This window comes from Micromonospora sp. S4605 (assembly GCF_003176715.1).
Lineage (GTDB): Bacteria > Actinomycetota > Actinomycetes > Mycobacteriales > Micromonosporaceae > Micromonospora > Micromonospora echinaurantiaca.
In genome coordinates this window covers 1-15,900 of record NZ_QGSW01000164.1, presented here as the reverse complement: position 1 = coordinate 15,900, position 15,900 = coordinate 1, and the positions used below count along the sequence as shown (strand labels likewise).

The following is a 15,900-nucleotide window of genomic DNA, read 5'->3' as shown; positions in this document are numbered from 1 at the left end:
AGCTTCGGATGATCTTTCGTGACTTCCCCGGATTGGTTGTAGCCATGGACCGAAAGTCCACCCTGCCAGCACCGCTGGACGCCGCAACGTCGGCCCGGTTCGGGCGGATGCCAAGGGCCTCCACCAAGCCGGAGCTGGCGCTGCGTCGTGAACTGCACCGCCGCGGGCTGCGGTTCCGGGTCAACCCCCCGGGGCTGCCTGGCCGCCCCGACGTGGCGTTCACCCGGGCGAGGGTCGCCGTCTTCGTCGACGGTTGCTTCTGGCACCGCTGCCCCGAGCACAGCACCCTGCCCCGCAACAACCGGGAGTGGTGGCTCGCGAAGCTCGAGCGCAACGTCGTCCGTGACCGCGCCAAGGACGCCGCCCTCGCCGAACTGGGCTGGACCGTGTTGCATGTCTGGGAGCACGAGGCCCCTGACGCCGCCGCCGATCGCGTCGAGGCCGAGTGGGCGCGGCGGGTCCGATCCATCACCTGACTTGCATGCGGAGGTAACCGCCAGCGCCGAACAGCACCTTGCGGTCCAGGAACCGGTTGAAGAACCGGCACGACGGCTCGCCCAGGTGCACGCACGCGCTGCACGCCCCACTGCCGCGGCTGCATCCCGGGTCCAACGGACAGCGGTGCTCCGCGTCCACGAACGCGTTCAGCAGGTCGTCGAGGTTCGACTCGAAGACCGCCTGCATGCCGCCGAGGACGAAGTCGCCGCGGGCGGCGGCGTAGACGAAGAATCCCAGATGCCCAGGCACGAGGTATTCGCTCAACGCGTCCCGTTCGATGCCCGAGAACACCGCCGCTTGCCGGATGAACCGGTGCGCGTAGGTATGCACCAGCTTGAGCACGTCGGTGCCTGCCGTGTCCGTCGATGGGCTGTCGCGTTTGGTAGGCACCAGCGCCGACTGTAGGACCGCGACCCGCGCCGCCACCGGGTCCTTGTCTCCGGCAGCCCAGCCCGGCAGTTGGTGACCCCGCCCCGCCAGCCAGGTCGCGACGCGCACCGGATCCAGGCGCACCAGGAACGCCTCGGTCTCGGCCAGGTTGCCGTACAGCCGGTAGCCGCCCTTTTTGCGTCGGAACGGCACCAGCCGGCACTTCGTCGGGTCGTCCTCACCGCGGGTGTAGCCGTACATCGCGTTGAGCACCGGGAACCGGTCGACGAGGTCCAGGCCGTCGATCCCCGCTCGGGCGAGCGCGGCCGGGTAGCTGTTCCGGTATCGCACGTCGAGCGCGTCGCCCGGCGTGGCGCTGCGGAGCGCTGTCGTCGGCGTCCGGCTTTCCGCGAGCGCCATCGCGATGTCGACAGCCTCTCGCTCCGCCTCCTCGCGCCGCTGTGCCGACAGGCGGTCGATGGGGTGGTCGCCGGGCTTGGCGAGTTGTCCGCCCTTTTCGGCCATGTCCGCCATCGTCTCGGCGAACGTCGGGTCGATGCCGCCGGCGATCAACTTCTTGAGGAACTCCTCCCTCGTCTGCTTCGCGGTCACGTCCCCGGGCCCCGTTGCGGTCAGGCCTTCGACAACCCAGATAAGCGCCTTGCGGGCGCCACCAGCGAGCTTGAGGGCCTCACGGTGCTCCGGCCGCGGCGGGTTGATCAGCACCATGCCCCGCGGCGTGTAGACCGCGCGGGCCTTGTGCACGTTCCAGCGGATGGAGCCGTTGCCGCAGGCACAGGGGCGGTTGAAGCCGAGACCCTGCATCGTGAGGGTGTTGCAGACAGGGCAGACGAAGGTGATGTCGGCGGCCTTGGCGCTTTTCGGGATGACGACCTTGACGTCGTCGTGCGTGGCGCACCGCCGGATCCACGGTGTGATGATCGCGCCGCAGTCGTGGATGCCGACGAAGTGCAGTTGGCCCCACTTGCGCTGCCCGCACGCGCACCGTCGCTCGATCGACTTTCCAATGCGCTTGCAGGCCCCGCACAGCCAGACCTGGGGGTACCGCTCGACCGTGACCCCGCGCCGCTCGTCAAGTTCGACGACCTCGACGGGTGCGTTGCGCAGCAGGTCGTCGCCCATACCGCCGTCGGTGTCGTGCGCGATCCACGCTCCGACCTCCCGCAGCAGGTGCCTGCGCACGAGGTCGGTATCGACCTCGATGGGGCTCGGTGCCGACCATTCGGCGACCCGGTAGACGGCGCCCCGCAGGTCGACCGTCTGGTCGGGCAGGAACGTACGCAGGATCTGACTGCCGCTACGGGATCCCAGGATCGTCATGTCGTCCGCCTGTCAGTCGTGGATGGGAGCGCTGGCCTCGACGTCGCGCAGGCTCGTCATCGGGGAACGGGGGCCGAGTTCGCTGACGAACGTGGCCTTGATGGCGGGATCTTCGAGGTCGGCGAACCAGGCCTGCACCCACTCGGCGATCTGCTCGCGGTGTACCGAGTCCTCGGGGCCGTCGAGCCCCAGGACCGTCGCGACGGCCGCGGCCTCCTCAGCAGGAGTCATGCCGGCGCCGCGCGCATAGTCACGTAGCTTCGCCGGCGTGCTCAGCCGCTGCTTGCTCGCCGGTTCGCGGATCATCAACGTCCGCGCGCCGACGACCCCGGCGATCGTGAGATCCAGGACCCGCCGGCTGCGGCGTGTGATCGGGATCGGGTCGACGAATCGGTCGCCCTGGCGCACGTACTGCTCGAACTGTCGGAACGTCTGCGCGTCCCGCTCCCGGCCGATCTTGTGCAGGACGTACACCAGGCCGGGGTACTTGCGGCCCACCCGGGCGGTGGTCTGGATGAACTCCGCGGTCGTCAGCGGCAGGCCGAGCATCACCATGGTGTTGAGCCGGTTGACGTCGACGCCGTGCGAGAGCATCGAGCTGGCGGCGACGACGTGGATACGCTCGGCGAAGTCTTCCTCCGGCTTCTCCAGCCGATCAAGGATCTCCCGGACATCGTCGAACTCGGTCTGGCCCGTGAGCTGCTCGATGTTGATGCCCTCGACGGTGTTGTTGCTGCCAAGGCTACGTCCCGCGGCCTCCACGTCATACAGCGTCGTTCCGTAGACGACGTCCGTTCCGTAGAGGCTGATGAGCAGGGCCGCGTGCTTCGGGTCGACGCCGGCTTCTGCGCACACCTTCGCCGGGTCGTTCACGAGTTCCCGCACGCACCGCTGCAAGGCGTCGAGGGTGCGGTCGCTGACGTGCTCCAACGTCACGCCCCGCGGCGCGACGGCCACGAACCGGCGCAGCGGTTCCGTGGTCGGCGACGTCCAGAACGACTCGCCCGCCCGGGGACCCGGCTGCGGGAACACTCGCCCCTCGCGCTGGTAGAGGACGTCGACCTGCCGGTCGTACCCGGTCAGCGTCGCGCTGCTCGCTACGATCTTCGCCCTCGTGCCGCACAGCTCGCGCTGCAGGTGGTCCAGGAGGCTCTCGTAATGCGAGTCCACCGCGCCGAGGCTGTCGCGCAACAGGTGCAGCTCGTCCTGCAGCCGCAGCGACGGCCCGAACCGCTTCGGATCCATCGGCAGCGGCTTGAGAGCCTTCCCACCCTGACAATTCGGCACCAGGCAGCCGTTCGGCGTCGTCGACCGCTCGGCATAGGTGAAGCCGTGCCAGGGCACGGGGCACACCTTCTGCGGCGGGCCGACGAGACCGCGCATCGCCTGCTGCAGACCGATCGAGGCCGCCTTGTCCAGCGTGCCGACCACCACCGTCGGCAGGAACCGGAAGACTTCCTGGTCGACGACGTACATCGGCAGCGCCTGCCCCTTCCAGGGACAGGCCGCATTCGTGCAGCGGTGTTCGAGCTTCCACCGCTCGCGATTGAACCGCATCTGGAGTTTCTCGTCCCGGCAGAACGGGCAGTGAAGCAGCACCTGATACTTGTCCGGCATTCCCGGACTGTCCGGGGTGACGTCGTCGCCGTCCGTCTTGGGCACGATCTTGTTGGGCGTGCCGGCCCTGCCTACGAGGAAGCCCAGGCTGAACGGGCTGCCCTTGATGCCCTCCTCGTTGCGCACCAACTCGGCACCGGCGAGGGCGTCGGCGAAGCGCTGGGTCTGCTGCAGGCTCAGCAGCCGCAGCGGGAACCGGGACCACGCCGTGACGCCCATGGCCTTGCCCGTGAGTCGGTCGAAGAACGCCGCCGTCAGCAGCAGCCCAAGGTACGTCTCCGTCTTGCCGCCACCGGTGGCGAACCACACCGTGTCGACGTAGCGCGCCTCGTCGTCGGGCTCTGCGAGGAACCGGACGGTCGACAGCAGGAAGCCGACCTGGAACGGCCGCCACGCGGTGTATCCGCGTCCCTCGGCGCTGCGAGCGATCGCCTTGTTCATGAGCTTAAACGCCCGCAGAATCTCCGGGCGGGTCTGCAGCAGCTTCAGACCCTTCCGCAGGCGGTCCAGCTCGGCGAACACCTTCGTCGCCTCCCGGTCCGCCTCGGCGCGCATCATCGCCGTCCATCCCTCGGCCGCCTGCCTCGCGTCCAAGGCCGATGGCGACCAGTGCGTGCCGTCGTAAGCGGCGAGCGCGTCGACCAGCTTGGCGAGTTCGGGTAGTGGGTCGGTCGCCAGGGTATGAAACGACAGATCCGGCTCCTGGTACGCGCCGTTCCAGTACTGGGGCCGGTAGGTCTGAACCGACACCGTGTCCGACGTGCGGAACGCTCCGGACGGCAGCACCTCCACACCGACGTTCACCCCGTACGCCAGCACCTCACGGTCGTAGCGGAAGCTGTCCGGCAGGGCCTCCAACTGGAACGGCACGGTCGGAAGGCCCGAGACCTCGAGTTGGGTCTCGTACAGGTGCGGGTCGGTCAGCCCCGGCGCCTTCTCCGGACTGGTGTTGACCAACTGCACCACCAGCTCGGTCTCCCGGTGCCAGTCCTCGACGTCGACCCGGACCTCGGCCGACAGGCCCGGCGCACCCACCGCCGCGAACGCCTCCTCGAGCTGCTTGGCGCCGAACGCTCCGCCCTTGGCGTCGATCAGCACCGACACGACCTCCTCGACAAGGCCGCTGCGCCACCAGCGCCGGTCCGGGTCCGGCCCGTCCTTCGAATCCTTCACCCATGCCCGGGACCGTACGGTCACCGTCATCGACCACGGCGGTGCCGACGCCGGCCGCAGCCGGATGCCGATCGCGCAGGGGTCCAACCGCTCCGACCGCTCGTCGGCCGCACCCTTGAGAACCTCGTCCTCGCAGGCGAGCCGGCCCAGCCAGAACGTCCCCGACGGCGCCACCTCCAAGCGCTCCAGCCCGTCGCCGCGGCCCGCCGCCACCACCCGACGGTCGAGCCAGGCGACGAACGCCTCGCACGCCTGCTCCTGCGACTGGACCCCGTTACCGCTCATGACGCCGTCCTCCCCACGGAACCACCGGACCAGCCGGCCTTCCGATTGTCGCCCAGGTACGACCACAGCCCAGCTGCCTCTCCGCTCTCCCGGAGCTTCGCCAGTGACTTGCTCTGGATTTGCCGGATGCGCTCGCGGGTGACGCCGTAGTCGACAGCGATGTCCTCCAACGTCTCCTCCTCGCCCGTGCCGAGGCCGAACCTGCGTTCGACGATGCGGACCGCGCGCTCCGGCAGGATGGTCCTGAGCGTCCGCGCCATGTCCGCGTGGAACCGCGCGTGAAGGACGATCTCCGCCGGGTCGGTACGCCCGTCGCGCTCCTCTTCGCGTGCCAGGACGTCCGACAGGCGAAGATCTCCGTCGTCTCCAAGAAGCGCGTCGAGGCTGCGAACCGGCTGCATGAGATCGAGCGCCCACTGCACCTTTCCCGGCTCCATCCCGGTCATATCGGAGATCTCGGCCAAGGAGGGCTCCCTGTCGAGCCGCGCGGTGAGCTTCGAGACCGCCCTTCTCACCTTCTGCAGCTGGTCGTGGACGTGAACGGGAACCCGGATCAGCCTGCCCCGGTCGCCGATGCCCCTCTCGATCGACTGCTTGATCCACCACGTCGCGTAGGTGGAAAACTTGAAGCCCTTCGACCCGTCGAACTTGTCCGCCGCGCGCATCAGGCCCAGGTTGCCGTCCTGGATCCGGTCAGCGAACTCGACACCGCTGAACTCGTAGTGCCGGGCCTTGGCAATCGAGACCACGAGCCGCAGGTTCGCGCAGACCAGCTCGGCGTGCGCGCGCCGCCCAGCAACGGCCCGGGTCTGCAGGCTCCGCCGGACGGTCCGTGCCAGCCGGCCGTCGCCGGCCGCGTCCAGTTCCTCCTGGGCGGCGATGCCATCCGAGATCAACGACCACAGCTCGACCTCCCGCGAGGCATCGATCAGCGGATACCGGCTGATCGCGCGCAGGTACTGACCGACCGAGTCTCCGTGGAACTCGTAGCCCTTGGGTGCGGCTCGCCTCGGTCGTACGTCAGTGGGGTCGGGCAGGTCGACCCCAGCCTGTTCCAAGAGGGCCAGGAGTTCGCCGTGTTGGGCGGGGGAGAGTCTGCGCTTCGTGGCCAACACTGCCACCTCGGCCCGGGTGAGCTGCCCTCCCGTACGGGCCCAGTCGCCCAGAAGGTCGTCGAGCGCGCGGCCCACGAGGTCGTCGGCGGCCCGCGGTGCCGGAATCTCCGGCTCCTCCTCCCCGAACATCCACGCGAGGTCGTCGTCCGGCGCGTTGGCCTCGGCCGACTCCGCCGTGGTGTACGGCTCGCCTGTCCCCGGTGCCCCGATGGGGCCGAGCACGGCGGCGACGGGCTCGTCCGCGGCGAAATCGTCGTCGGTCCCGTCGGCCTTTGCGGCCGCCACGAAAGTCTCAGGGGCGGCGGTGACATCGTGCTGCGTCAGGGCGACGAGCAGCGCGTTGACGTCGCGGTGGGTCAGGCGGTGGCGGGCGACGAAGTCGGCGACGAGGGACTGGGTTTGACGGTCGCCGCGACGGTCGAGGATCGTACGCAGCTCATTCACCAGGGCGCCGGTGACGCGCGTCGGGCCTACCGAACGCGGCGCCAACGATCCTGCCGACGACGCCATGACCGCCTCCTCGTTGCTGGGAGGCCCCATCCTAGGGACCAAGTCCGACAGAACTCGCCATTGGAACAAATGTTCGACCACGCGGCCTGCGTGTCACCGGCCACGTCCCCGGCCCGTTTCCACCCTGGCAACGGCAATCTGCAGGTGGGGACACCCGCGAAGTTCTCCTCGTCACTACAGGCGCGTTCGCGCCATCGAGGGCGCTGTGATCCGGGAAAGGGCAGCTGGCCGATCGTTGATGCGACGCGGCCCACGCAGGCCGAGCCTCGGGCAGCGTCGACGACCGTTGATTCACTACAGTCCCAGCATGGCCGCCCGACCCGTCACGATCTCCGCCGTCGACCTCTTCTGCGGCGTCGGCGGGCTCTCCCACGGGTTGCAGGACGCCGGCATCCACGTCGCCGCGGGCGTCGATCTCGACCGCACCTGCGACTACCCGTACCGCACCAACATCCGGGCACCGTTCCACCGGCGCGACGTCCGCGACATCACCGTTGACGAGCTGGCCGCCATGTGGCCCACCAAAGCCGTCCGCGTCCTCGCCGGATGCGCACCATGCCAGCCGTTCTCGTCGTACCGCCGCGGTGTCGACACTTCGCAGGAGGCCCAGTGGCCCCTCGTCGACGAGGTCCGCCGGCTGGTCGAAGGCACGCTGCCCGAGATCGTCACGATGGAGAACGTTCCTCGCATCGGAAGCACACCGATCTTCGCGGACTTCGTCGCGCGCCTGCGGAAACTCGGGTACTGGGTGGACTTCGACTCGTGCTACTGCCCGGCGTACGGAGTTCCGCAACACCGCCGACGGATGGTCCTCGTCGCCTCCCTGCTCGGCGACATCGCCGTGCCCAAAGGTGCGATCGCGCCAGCCGACTACGCCACCGTCCGCCAAGCCATCGGCACCCTGCCCCCCGTGGGCAATGGAGAGACCCACCCCGACGATCGTCTCCACAAGAGCCGGACCCTGAACGAGCTCAACCTCGAACGCATCAAGCGGTCCAAACCGGGCGGCACCTGGGAGGAGTGGCCCGAGGAACTGCGGGCCCCCTGCCACCGCAAGGCGTCGGGGGCTACCTTCCGCAACGTCTACGCCCGTATGGTCTGGGACGAGCCGTCCCCGACGATCACCACCTTGGCGTACAACTTCGGGGCGGGCCGGTTCGGGCACCCCGAGCAGGATCGAGCCATCACCCTCCGCGAAGCCGCGAATCTGCAGAGCTTCCCGCCGGGCTACGAGTTCGTGGCGCCGGGGGAGCCGGTACAGTTCGCGCCACTCGGCCGGCTCATCGGCAACGCGGTACCGCCCCGGCTCGCCTCGGCAGTGGGAGATGCCATTGTCGAGCACGTGCGAGCGATCAAGGGCGCTGTACGGAAGGCTACCCCGAGTACGACCGTGCCTGCGTCGCTCTGAGACCGATTGCGCCGCTGCTCGCGCGGTGGTTTACGCAACAACCGCGCTCAAGTCGTCCGCGTCCCGCGGTACACGTGGGTTCGGTGCCAGTCGAGGTAGGCGCGCTGGGGTGGCAGAGCGTCGGCGGGCAGGAGGAGCCGTTCGGCCAGCGGCGGCCGGCCGAACGCTGCGTGTAGGGCTGGGTCGGCGTCGACCCTGCGGTGCAGGTCGGTGTGGATGTGGATGCGCAGCCCGCCGTTGACGGTGAGCAGACCGGTGTCGAACGCGACGTCGTGCGTCGGGCAGGCGGTGAGGCCGTTGGCGACGTCAAGGCGTTCATGGGGGTCGCTTTCCCGCCACGGCTTGATGTGAGAAGCGACGAGCATCCGCGCGGCCCGTCGGTCATCGACGGTCACGGCGAGGCCGCAGAACACGCAGCGGTGGCCGTGATTGCGCAGTACGTCGCGGGCGAAGCGGTGCTGCCCGACACGCGCTGCGGCGATCAGAAGCAGCTCGGTCAACTGGTCGGTGACGTCAGGGTGCTCCGTCTGGACGGCGTCGACAATGTCGGTGTTACTCAGCTCGTCCTGGCCGAGCAGGATCAGCGGCGCGTCGTCGTGTTCCAGGTACAGGAAGTCGGGCAGGTCGTCCTCCGTGACACCGACGTCGCGGGCCGCCCGCACGACGATTCGGTACACGGTCGCCAGCTCGTCCTGACCGCCGAGCAGACGGGCGGCGACTTCCACCTCGTGTCGGGCGCCGTTGCGGCGGCTGCCGTCGAGATTGGCCATCTTCGCCAGGATGCTGCTGTTTGGGCGTTTGAACAATCGGGCCAGGCTGGGGACCGGCTCCTCGGCACGGTGCGCCGTTGACCCGCCGTAGCGGCGGTGGTTGACCAGCAGGCTCGCGGCCAAGCACAGCAGCGTCTCCACCGGGGTGAAGGCGACCTGCCGGCCGCCTTCGACCGCCCACGGGCGCACGACGATCGAGCGCCATTGCGCACGGGCCACCGACGGGCTGATCGCGAGATAGTCCGCCGCCGTAGGCATCCACCCTCCCACGCGAGCGAGTCAACAGCACTCAGCGTAGATCATCAGCGGATCGGCGTACCGCGCATTCTTGGCGCGGCCGCGTGCCATGCTTCCATGTCGCGATCTGGCCGGCACCAGTGGCGCCGGGTCAGGACCCCTCCCCAAGCCAAGCGCAATGCGCACCTTCGACATCCACGTCGAGGTGGTGGCTGCCAGCCGAGCTGAGAAGCGAGGACGTCGCGGCACAGCAGCGCCAGCACCGCTGAGCCTGAGACCGGTCGAGTGCTGGTCCGTGGTCGGTCGTCGTCTGTCGGTATTCGGACACGAGTATTGCTTGGATCCGTACGGCTGCGTATGCCTGGAACCTTATGACGGCTGCATGGTTGGTCCGGGCCGGTCGCTACGGCGAGCGCGAGGCGGACGCTCTGGAACAGTCCCTGGTCATCGCAGGCTGGCCCGAAGTGGGCGACCTCTCTCAAGTGGCGACCCGCAGAGAGTTGCATGCTCTGGTGCGCGCCGCGTACCCGAACCGGTCACGGACGGTCGTCGCCAACTGGACCGGGCAGCTGTGGCGACTCCTTCGGGTTATGGAGGTGGACGACTACGTCGCCATCCCGCTGAAGACCGTCCCCGACCACGTCGCCATCGGTCGCATCACCGGTGGGTATCTGTACCGGGCGGGCGCCGAGCCTGATCGTCGCCACGTGCGTCCAGTCGAGTGGATCCAACCTGCGCTACCGCGCTCCTCAATCCACCAGGACCTGCTGTACAGCCTCGGCTCTCTACTTACAATCTGCCAGCTTCGGCGAAATGGGGCGGTACGTCGCATCGCTGCCCTCGCGGACACCGGCACCGACCCGGGCCCCACCCCCGACGAGATTGCACCCAACGAATGGGTCACACCGGACGACTTCATTGCCCGGGCTACCGAGACCGACGACGGTATTGAGGTGACCATCCGGGAGCTCCTCGGGGAATGGGGAGCAAGTCGGCGGACGAGTTCGGCCGTCAATGTAATCCACCGCGACCTGGCTGAGAACGGCCTCACCACCACGCCCTCATTCACAGAGGGCTGGATCGGCAGCCGAGTCAAGGTAGTCAAGTCGGGCGCCGAGGCGGACGACTCCACGAGCGAAACTGCCGCCGAAAAGCTCCTCGAGGAGGAAGAAGGCCCAGACTCCACTGTAGAGGAGGCAACGGACGACGATGACATCCCCGACAAGCCCTTCACCCTCAGGTTCGGCAACTTGCTGCGCTCCGACGCCGCCGTCGCGTCGGTCAAGCCCAACGACTCGATCGCGCGAGCACAGACCCTCATGCTGGGACACAACTTCTCCCAGCTTGCGATCGTTGACGAACACGGCACCTTCCACGGCGCGGTGAGCTGGGAATCGATCGCCAAAGCCCAGATGACCTACCAGACGGTGTCCACCGCGGTGCAAGCCAAGCGGCCAGCTCCTCTGGCCGCCTACGACGACCTCGTACTGCCCCGTATCGACGAGATCTCCAGTCAGGGCTTCATCTTCGTGCGCTCCCGCGACGGGAAGTCGATCGCCGGTATCGTCACCGCTGCTGACCTCACCAACCGATTCGGTGAAATCGCTCGACCCTTCACCATGATCGAAGAGTGCGAGCGACGCCTGAACCGCCGGGTCAAGGCCCGCATCCCCGCCCAAGAGATCAGGGCTGCTACGAACAACCGGCACAGCAGCGCGGACACGCTGACCTTCGGCTCCTACAAGCACGTCCTCGCCGAGGAGACCCGTTTCCATCTGCTGGACTGGCCACTTGACCACACGCAGTTCGTGCAGCAGGTAGCCGCAGTCGCAAACATCCGTAACAGGATGATGCACTTCTCCCCAGATCCGATCCCGTTCGAATGGGGGGTGATCGACGGTCTGCTGGCCATGCTGCACGCCGTCGACCCGCTGCCATGACGTAGGTGCCTGCAAGCGGTCGCCCGGCGATGAGCCAGCACGGCCGCGCTTCTATCAGGACATTTGTTTCGAAGGCCGGGAAGGGGGCCCGATGGCAGGCGCCTGGATGGTGCGCATGCCCGATCCGCCCGGTGCAGACGAGGAAGCACTGCGCCAAGGGATCATCGTCGCACAGTGGCCCAACGTGGAGGACATCTCGTGCTGCCGCAACCAGGTAGAGGTACGGGAGTGCGTTGCCGCGGCCTACCCGACGAAGGCAATCAAGGGGCTCGGTAACTACGCGGGGCAGCTGTGGCGCTTTCTGGCGCAGATGAATCCAGGCGACTACGTCGCCATGCCCTTGAGGCGTCGACCAAAGTACATGGCCGTTGGTCGCATCGCCGGTCGCTACCGCTACCGACCAGAGGCGCCGCCGGGCTGGCGACATACACGAGCAGTGGAATGGATCAGCACGTCCGTGCCGCGCGCCGCGGCAAAGGCTGATCTCATTAACCACCACCTGCCGCCGACCATGAAGGTCGCCCACCTCCACGCCGACCGGAATGGGCAGCGCCTCGCCGCGCTGGCGCGGCAGAAGCGAGACCCTGGACCGGCCCTGACGACGGAGGACTCATCATCGCGCGCCCGTGATCGGGTAAGCGTGCTGGACGTCGGTGACGGCGCCTGCTCGATCATCAGGACCTCACACGGTGGCGGCGAGTCCGTGACGGTGGTCGACTGTGGCAGTGACAACCTCCCTGCCGACGAGGCGTGTGAGCGGCTGTTGAACGCCCTCGACGGTCGACCGGAGGTCATCAACACGATCGTGGTCACCCATTTTGACGCGGATCACTACCGCGGCTTTGTTCGCCTGGCGGAGCGTATGCGGGCTCGCGGGCAGCAATTCGACTCCCTACGTCTGCTCTCACCCCGACCGCCGGACGTAGAACCGCAGTTCACCGCCGCGTACCTGGCCGTGGAACGCATCGTCACCGGATTCCGCAGCCTTGATCTCTCCGTCGAGTTGGAGCAGGTGACCAACGGGCCACTTCGGTACACACCCCTCGCTCGAGGCAACGGTTTCCTCGCTGGGGCACGTGGCTACGACGTGTTATGGCCGCCGGCCGTGCTGCCGCCGCATGTGACCCGCCAGGTCCAGAATGCCGTGATCCGGTTCGAGAAACTCGCTGATGAGCTCGCAGCCCGGGGCAACAGCTCGCTGCGGGACAACTTCGAGGCGGCCCGCAAGGGCGGCTGGTTGCAGCCTCGCCAAGACGAGTTGCAGACGTGGACGATGAGCCACGCCCGATTCATTGACGAAAATCTCGGCGAGGACATATGCGAGGAGGACGACATTGACGGCGGCAGCGCGCTTGACATAACCCGGCTCAACGTCCCGAACGACCTGCATGAGACCTTCCGCGAGGTGTGGAACGCGATGCGCCGCGCCAACAACAACATGTCACTGGTTTTCGAAGACGCCGAACCGGGCCGGCTCATCGCCTTCGGTGACGCCGGTTCTCCAGTGCTGCGCTGGTTGGCGAACAACGATCTTGCCCCCGTCCACTATGCGCTGATGCTCGCGCCCCATCACGGCACCCATTCACTGCCACCGGCCCTGCAGCTGACGGCTGACCTGTGCGTCGGGCAGAACGGCAGCAAACGCGCCCATCTCTGGTCACGTCACCGCAGCACGCACGACAACCACGGCCGCTGTGTCAGCAGCACCTCGGGCACACATCATCTTCTGCTGTAGACCAGGCTGACCCCCCTCGCAGCACCGACCGGTGACCCACCGTGGCGGCGCCACTCGGTAGCCAGAAACGGGAGTGTCAAGTTAACGGCTGATCTTGGTGGTTGAGGTGGTCAGTGGTTGGCCGGGGTGAGCCGGCCCTCGAAGGCGATCTGGAATGCGTTCAAGGGTGCCTTCCAGCGCATGGTCCAGCGCCGGCGGCCGGCGCCGGTGGGGTCGAGGCTCATCAGTGCCATGTAGACGCACTTGAGCGCGGCTTGCTCGTTGGGGAAGTGGCCGCGGGCGCGGACGGCTTTGCGGATACGGGCATTGACGCTCTCGATGGCGTTGGTGCTGCAGATGACCTTGCGGCTCTCGACGTCGAAGGCGAGGAAGGGCACGAACTCGGCCCAGGCGTTTTCCCACAGCTTCACGATCGCCGGATACTTGCGGCCCCAGGCCTCGGCGAACTCGAGGAACCGCTCGGTCGCGGCGTCCTCCGTCGGCGCGGTGTAGACCGGCCGCAGCGCCTTGGCGATCTTGTCCCAGTCCTGCCGGGCCGCGTATCGGAACGAGTTGCGCAGCAGATGCACCACGCACGTCTGCACGATCGTGCGTGGCCACACCGTCTCCACCGCCTCGGGCAGGCCCTTGAGCCCGTCGCAGACGAGCATGAGCACGTCGGCCACGCCGCGGTTCTTCAGCTCGGTGAGCACGTGCAGCCAGTGCTTGGCGCCCTCGCCGCCGTCACCGGCCCAGATGCCGAGGATGTCGCGGTGCCCGTCGACGGTGACCGCCATCGCGAGGTAGATCGGCCGGTTCGCGACCTGCCCGTCTCTGATTTTGACGTTGTGAGGTCGGGCCGCGGCGCGGTGTCGGTCTTTCGACCGGTCCGTTTCCGCGGCCCGCCTCCCGAACCGGACGTGCGGCTTTCACCGCATCCGGCTCTCCACAAGTCCCGGTGGACCGGGAGTGATCTTCATGCTGCGGTTGGCCAAGGGTTCGGGATTCTGGTTCCCCGATATCGGTAGCGGGTGGTGCCCGCTTGGGTGGGGTTCCAGAGGGTCACCTCGCCGTCTCTGGGCCACCAGCCACCGTCGCAGTAGCGGCGGCGGAGTTCCTTCCAGCTGATCTTCTTCCGGTGTTTGCGGCGGAGTCTGATCATGATCTGCCGCCAGGTGAACGCTCGCAGATAGTCGAACGTCTTGAACGACACACCGGGCCGGAAGTAGGTGGTCCAGCCGTGCAGCACCCGGTTGAGTTGGTGCAGCACCTTGGCCAGGTCCAGGTTCAGGTCCTGATGGCAGATCGTCTTGATCTTCCCGGTGATGGAGGTCAGAGCCTTCTTCGACGGGTAGTTGTAGACGAACTGTCGGGTGTCTCCCTTGCGGCGGTGGCGCTGGATGCGCCAGCCGAGGAAGTCGATGCCGTCGTCGATGTGCGTGATCAGGGTCTTGGCCTCCGACAGGCGCAGTCCCATCGGGGCCAACAGCGTCGCCGTCTGTTCCCGCAGGGCTTCCGCGTGCTGACGCTCGCCGCGCACCAGGATGAGGAAGTCGTCCGCGTAGCGGATGAACTTCCACGTCCCTAAACCTTTGCGGCGGCGCTGTTCGCGGTCCCATTGGGTCCAGCTGTTCCACTGCCCAACGAAGTGCTCGTCGAGGATCGACAGGGCAATGTTGGACAGCAACGGCGACAAGATCCCGCCCTGTGGGGTGCCGGTGTTCGACTCGCGTAAGCCCTCGTCCTTGCTGAGGATGCCTGCTTTGAGGAACGCCTTCACCAGCGCCAACACCCGTTTGTCTCCGACCCGTCGGCGCACCCGGTCCATCAGGGCCGTGTGGTCGATCTCGTCGAAGCAGGCAGTGATGTCGCCTTCCACCACCCATTCATAGTTGCGTGGGTGGGAGGTGAGGTGACGGGTCTCCGCGACCGCGTCATGCGCCCGCCGGTTCGGGCGGAAGCCGTAGGAGCACGGCTGAAAGTCCGCCTCGAAGATCGGCTCTAACACCAGCTTCAGGGATGCCTGCACGACCCGGTCGGTCACGGTGGGGATCCCCAGACGCCGCTTCTTGCGCGTGCCCGGTTTCGGGATCATCCGTTCCTTGACCGGCAACGGCCGGAACGTGCGCGAGCGCAACTGCTCCCGCACGTCGCGCAGGAACGCCTCCGTGCCGCGTTCCTTCTCCACCGAGTAGGCGGTCTGGCCGTCCACCCCAGCGGATCGGGCTCCCTTGTTGCCCCGCACCCGAACCCACGCCTCGGTCAGAAACGCGGGGTCAGCGACGAGGTTGAACAGGTCATCGAACCGGCGATGAGGATCACTCGCCGCCCATTGGTGCAGTTTGGTTTGGATCTTCAGTACCCGAAGCTCTGCCGACCCAGGTAAGGGCCAAACCGGCTCCGGTGCACCGGTATTCACCGGCGGCTCTTCCGACATTCCAATCTCCTCGCTGCTGACTTGCTGGTCCCCTTCGCCGTGTGATCGGCTTTCCCGACCTCGGACTACTACGAGACCTCCGCCCCACCCCACGGCCATCAACCGGCGACGGGTCTGCCCGTCGCCGCCCCGGACGGGCGGCGCAAGGGCGACCGAGGGTGGTTCCCGCGTTCACTGCTGACCGATCGACGAGGTAGGCGCCCAGCTGTTATCCCGGCAGCATCGCCACGGCTACGCCGCAGACCTTCACCATGGCCTCCACGCCCGGCGCTATCAGTCGGACATGAAGTCGACCGCCTCACACCGCAGGCGGTCGTGCACTGCACCCCGGCCCACATCCACCAGGTTCGAGCCGGCACATCGCTTACGGAACGTCAACGCTGGTTCCTGTCAGTACACCTTCTCGTCTCGCTAGCCGGACCCGTGCCGTCTGGCAGTACCGGCAAGTCCCGTCGTTGTCGGGGCTGCTTCCCACCCTCCCCGGCG

General features: G+C 67.5%; 9 protein-coding genes and 1 pseudogene. 4 read left to right on the top strand and 6 right to left on the bottom strand.

Annotated features, from left to right (window positions below; all coding sequences use genetic code 11):
- Window positions 1-44 precede the first annotated feature (44 nt).
- Window positions 45-476, top strand: coding sequence for a very short patch repair endonuclease (locus DLJ47_RS11795; RefSeq protein WP_109900082.1), 432 nt, complete (start codon window positions 45-47; stop codon window positions 474-476).
- Here DLJ47_RS11795 and DLJ47_RS11790 read toward each other — a convergent pair.
- From DLJ47_RS11790 to DLJ47_RS11780, 3 genes are read right to left on the bottom strand one after another with little or no spacing between them, the layout of a single operon-like run.
- Window positions 469-2,208: a hypothetical protein gene (locus DLJ47_RS11790; RefSeq protein WP_109900081.1), complete on the bottom strand. Its 1,740-nt coding sequence runs from the start codon at window positions 2,206-2,208 to the stop codon at window positions 469-471. The two genes, DLJ47_RS11795 and DLJ47_RS11790, sit on opposite strands and share 8 nt — an antisense overlap.
- A 12-nt stretch (window positions 2,209-2,220) precedes the next feature.
- Window positions 2,221-5,283: a helicase-related protein gene (locus tag DLJ47_RS11785; RefSeq protein ID WP_109900080.1), complete on the bottom strand. Its 3,063-nt coding sequence runs from the start codon at window positions 5,281-5,283 to the stop codon at window positions 2,221-2,223.
- Window positions 5,280-6,842 carry a sigma-70 family RNA polymerase sigma factor gene (locus DLJ47_RS11780; RefSeq protein WP_109900087.1) on the bottom strand — a complete coding sequence of 521 codons (1,563 nt, stop codon included), beginning with the start codon at window positions 6,840-6,842 and terminating at the stop codon, window positions 5,280-5,282. Before DLJ47_RS11780 ends, DLJ47_RS11785 begins: the two co-directional genes overlap by 4 nt.
- A 373-nt stretch (window positions 6,843-7,215) precedes the next feature.
- Between DLJ47_RS11780 and DLJ47_RS11775 the strand changes: the two genes are divergently transcribed.
- Window positions 7,216-8,316, top strand: a complete 1,101-nt coding sequence (locus tag DLJ47_RS11775; RefSeq protein ID WP_109900079.1) for a DNA cytosine methyltransferase — start codon at window positions 7,216-7,218, stop codon at window positions 8,314-8,316.
- A gap of 47 nt (window positions 8,317-8,363) precedes the next feature.
- On the opposite strand, the gene DLJ47_RS11770 is transcribed toward DLJ47_RS11775, so the two are convergent.
- On the bottom strand, window positions 8,364-9,344 hold the full coding sequence (locus DLJ47_RS11770) for an HNH endonuclease (RefSeq protein ID WP_109900078.1): 981 nt from the start codon (window positions 9,342-9,344) through the stop codon (window positions 8,364-8,366).
- Between the two features lie 350 nt (window positions 9,345-9,694).
- On the opposite strand from DLJ47_RS11770, the gene DLJ47_RS11765 reads away from it, so the two are divergent.
- A complete protein-coding gene (locus tag DLJ47_RS11765; RefSeq protein WP_109900077.1) occupies window positions 9,695-11,263 on the top strand; it encodes a CBS domain-containing protein in 1,569 nt (522 codons plus the stop codon).
- A 91-nt stretch (window positions 11,264-11,354) separates the two neighbouring features.
- A complete protein-coding gene (locus DLJ47_RS11760) occupies window positions 11,355-12,998 on the top strand; it encodes an MBL fold metallo-hydrolase (protein WP_109900076.1) in 1,644 nt (547 codons plus the stop codon).
- A 110-nt stretch (window positions 12,999-13,108) separates the two neighbouring features.
- Here the strand turns inward: DLJ47_RS11760 and DLJ47_RS11755 are convergent.
- Window positions 13,109-13,822 (bottom strand): annotated as a pseudogene (locus tag DLJ47_RS11755) (IS256 family transposase); the annotation flags it as partial.
- Window positions 13,823-13,953: 131 nt separating this feature from the next.
- Window positions 13,954-15,414 carry a group II intron reverse transcriptase/maturase gene (gene ltrA / locus DLJ47_RS11745; protein ID WP_109900074.1) on the bottom strand — a complete coding sequence of 487 codons (1,461 nt, stop codon included), beginning with the start codon at window positions 15,412-15,414 and terminating at the stop codon, window positions 13,954-13,956.
- Window positions 15,415-15,900 lie beyond the last annotated feature (486 nt).

Bases quoted from the DNA above. Each gene is read 5' to 3' on its own strand.
- DLJ47_RS11795 (WP_109900082.1), top strand. From the start codon at position 45: ATGGACCGAAAGTCCACCCTGCCAGCACCGCTGGACGCCGCAACGTCG.
- DLJ47_RS11790 (WP_109900081.1), bottom strand. From the start codon at position 2,208: ATGACGATCCTGGGATCCCGTAGCGGCAGTCAGATCCTGCGTACGTTC.
- DLJ47_RS11785 (WP_109900080.1), bottom strand. From the start codon at position 5,283: ATGAGCGGTAACGGGGTCCAGTCGCAGGAGCAGGCGTGCGAGGCGTTC.
- DLJ47_RS11775 (WP_109900079.1), top strand. From the start codon at position 7,216: ATGGCCGCCCGACCCGTCACGATCTCCGCCGTCGACCTCTTCTGCGGC.
- DLJ47_RS11770 (WP_109900078.1), bottom strand. From the start codon at position 9,344: ATGCCTACGGCGGCGGACTATCTCGCGATCAGCCCGTCGGTGGCCCGT.
- DLJ47_RS11765 (WP_109900077.1), top strand. From the start codon at position 9,695: ATGACGGCTGCATGGTTGGTCCGGGCCGGTCGCTACGGCGAGCGCGAG.
- DLJ47_RS11760 (WP_109900076.1), top strand. From the start codon at position 11,355: ATGGCAGGCGCCTGGATGGTGCGCATGCCCGATCCGCCCGGTGCAGAC.
- ltrA (WP_109900074.1), bottom strand. From the start codon at position 15,414: ATGTCGGAAGAGCCGCCGGTGAATACCGGTGCACCGGAGCCGGTTTGG.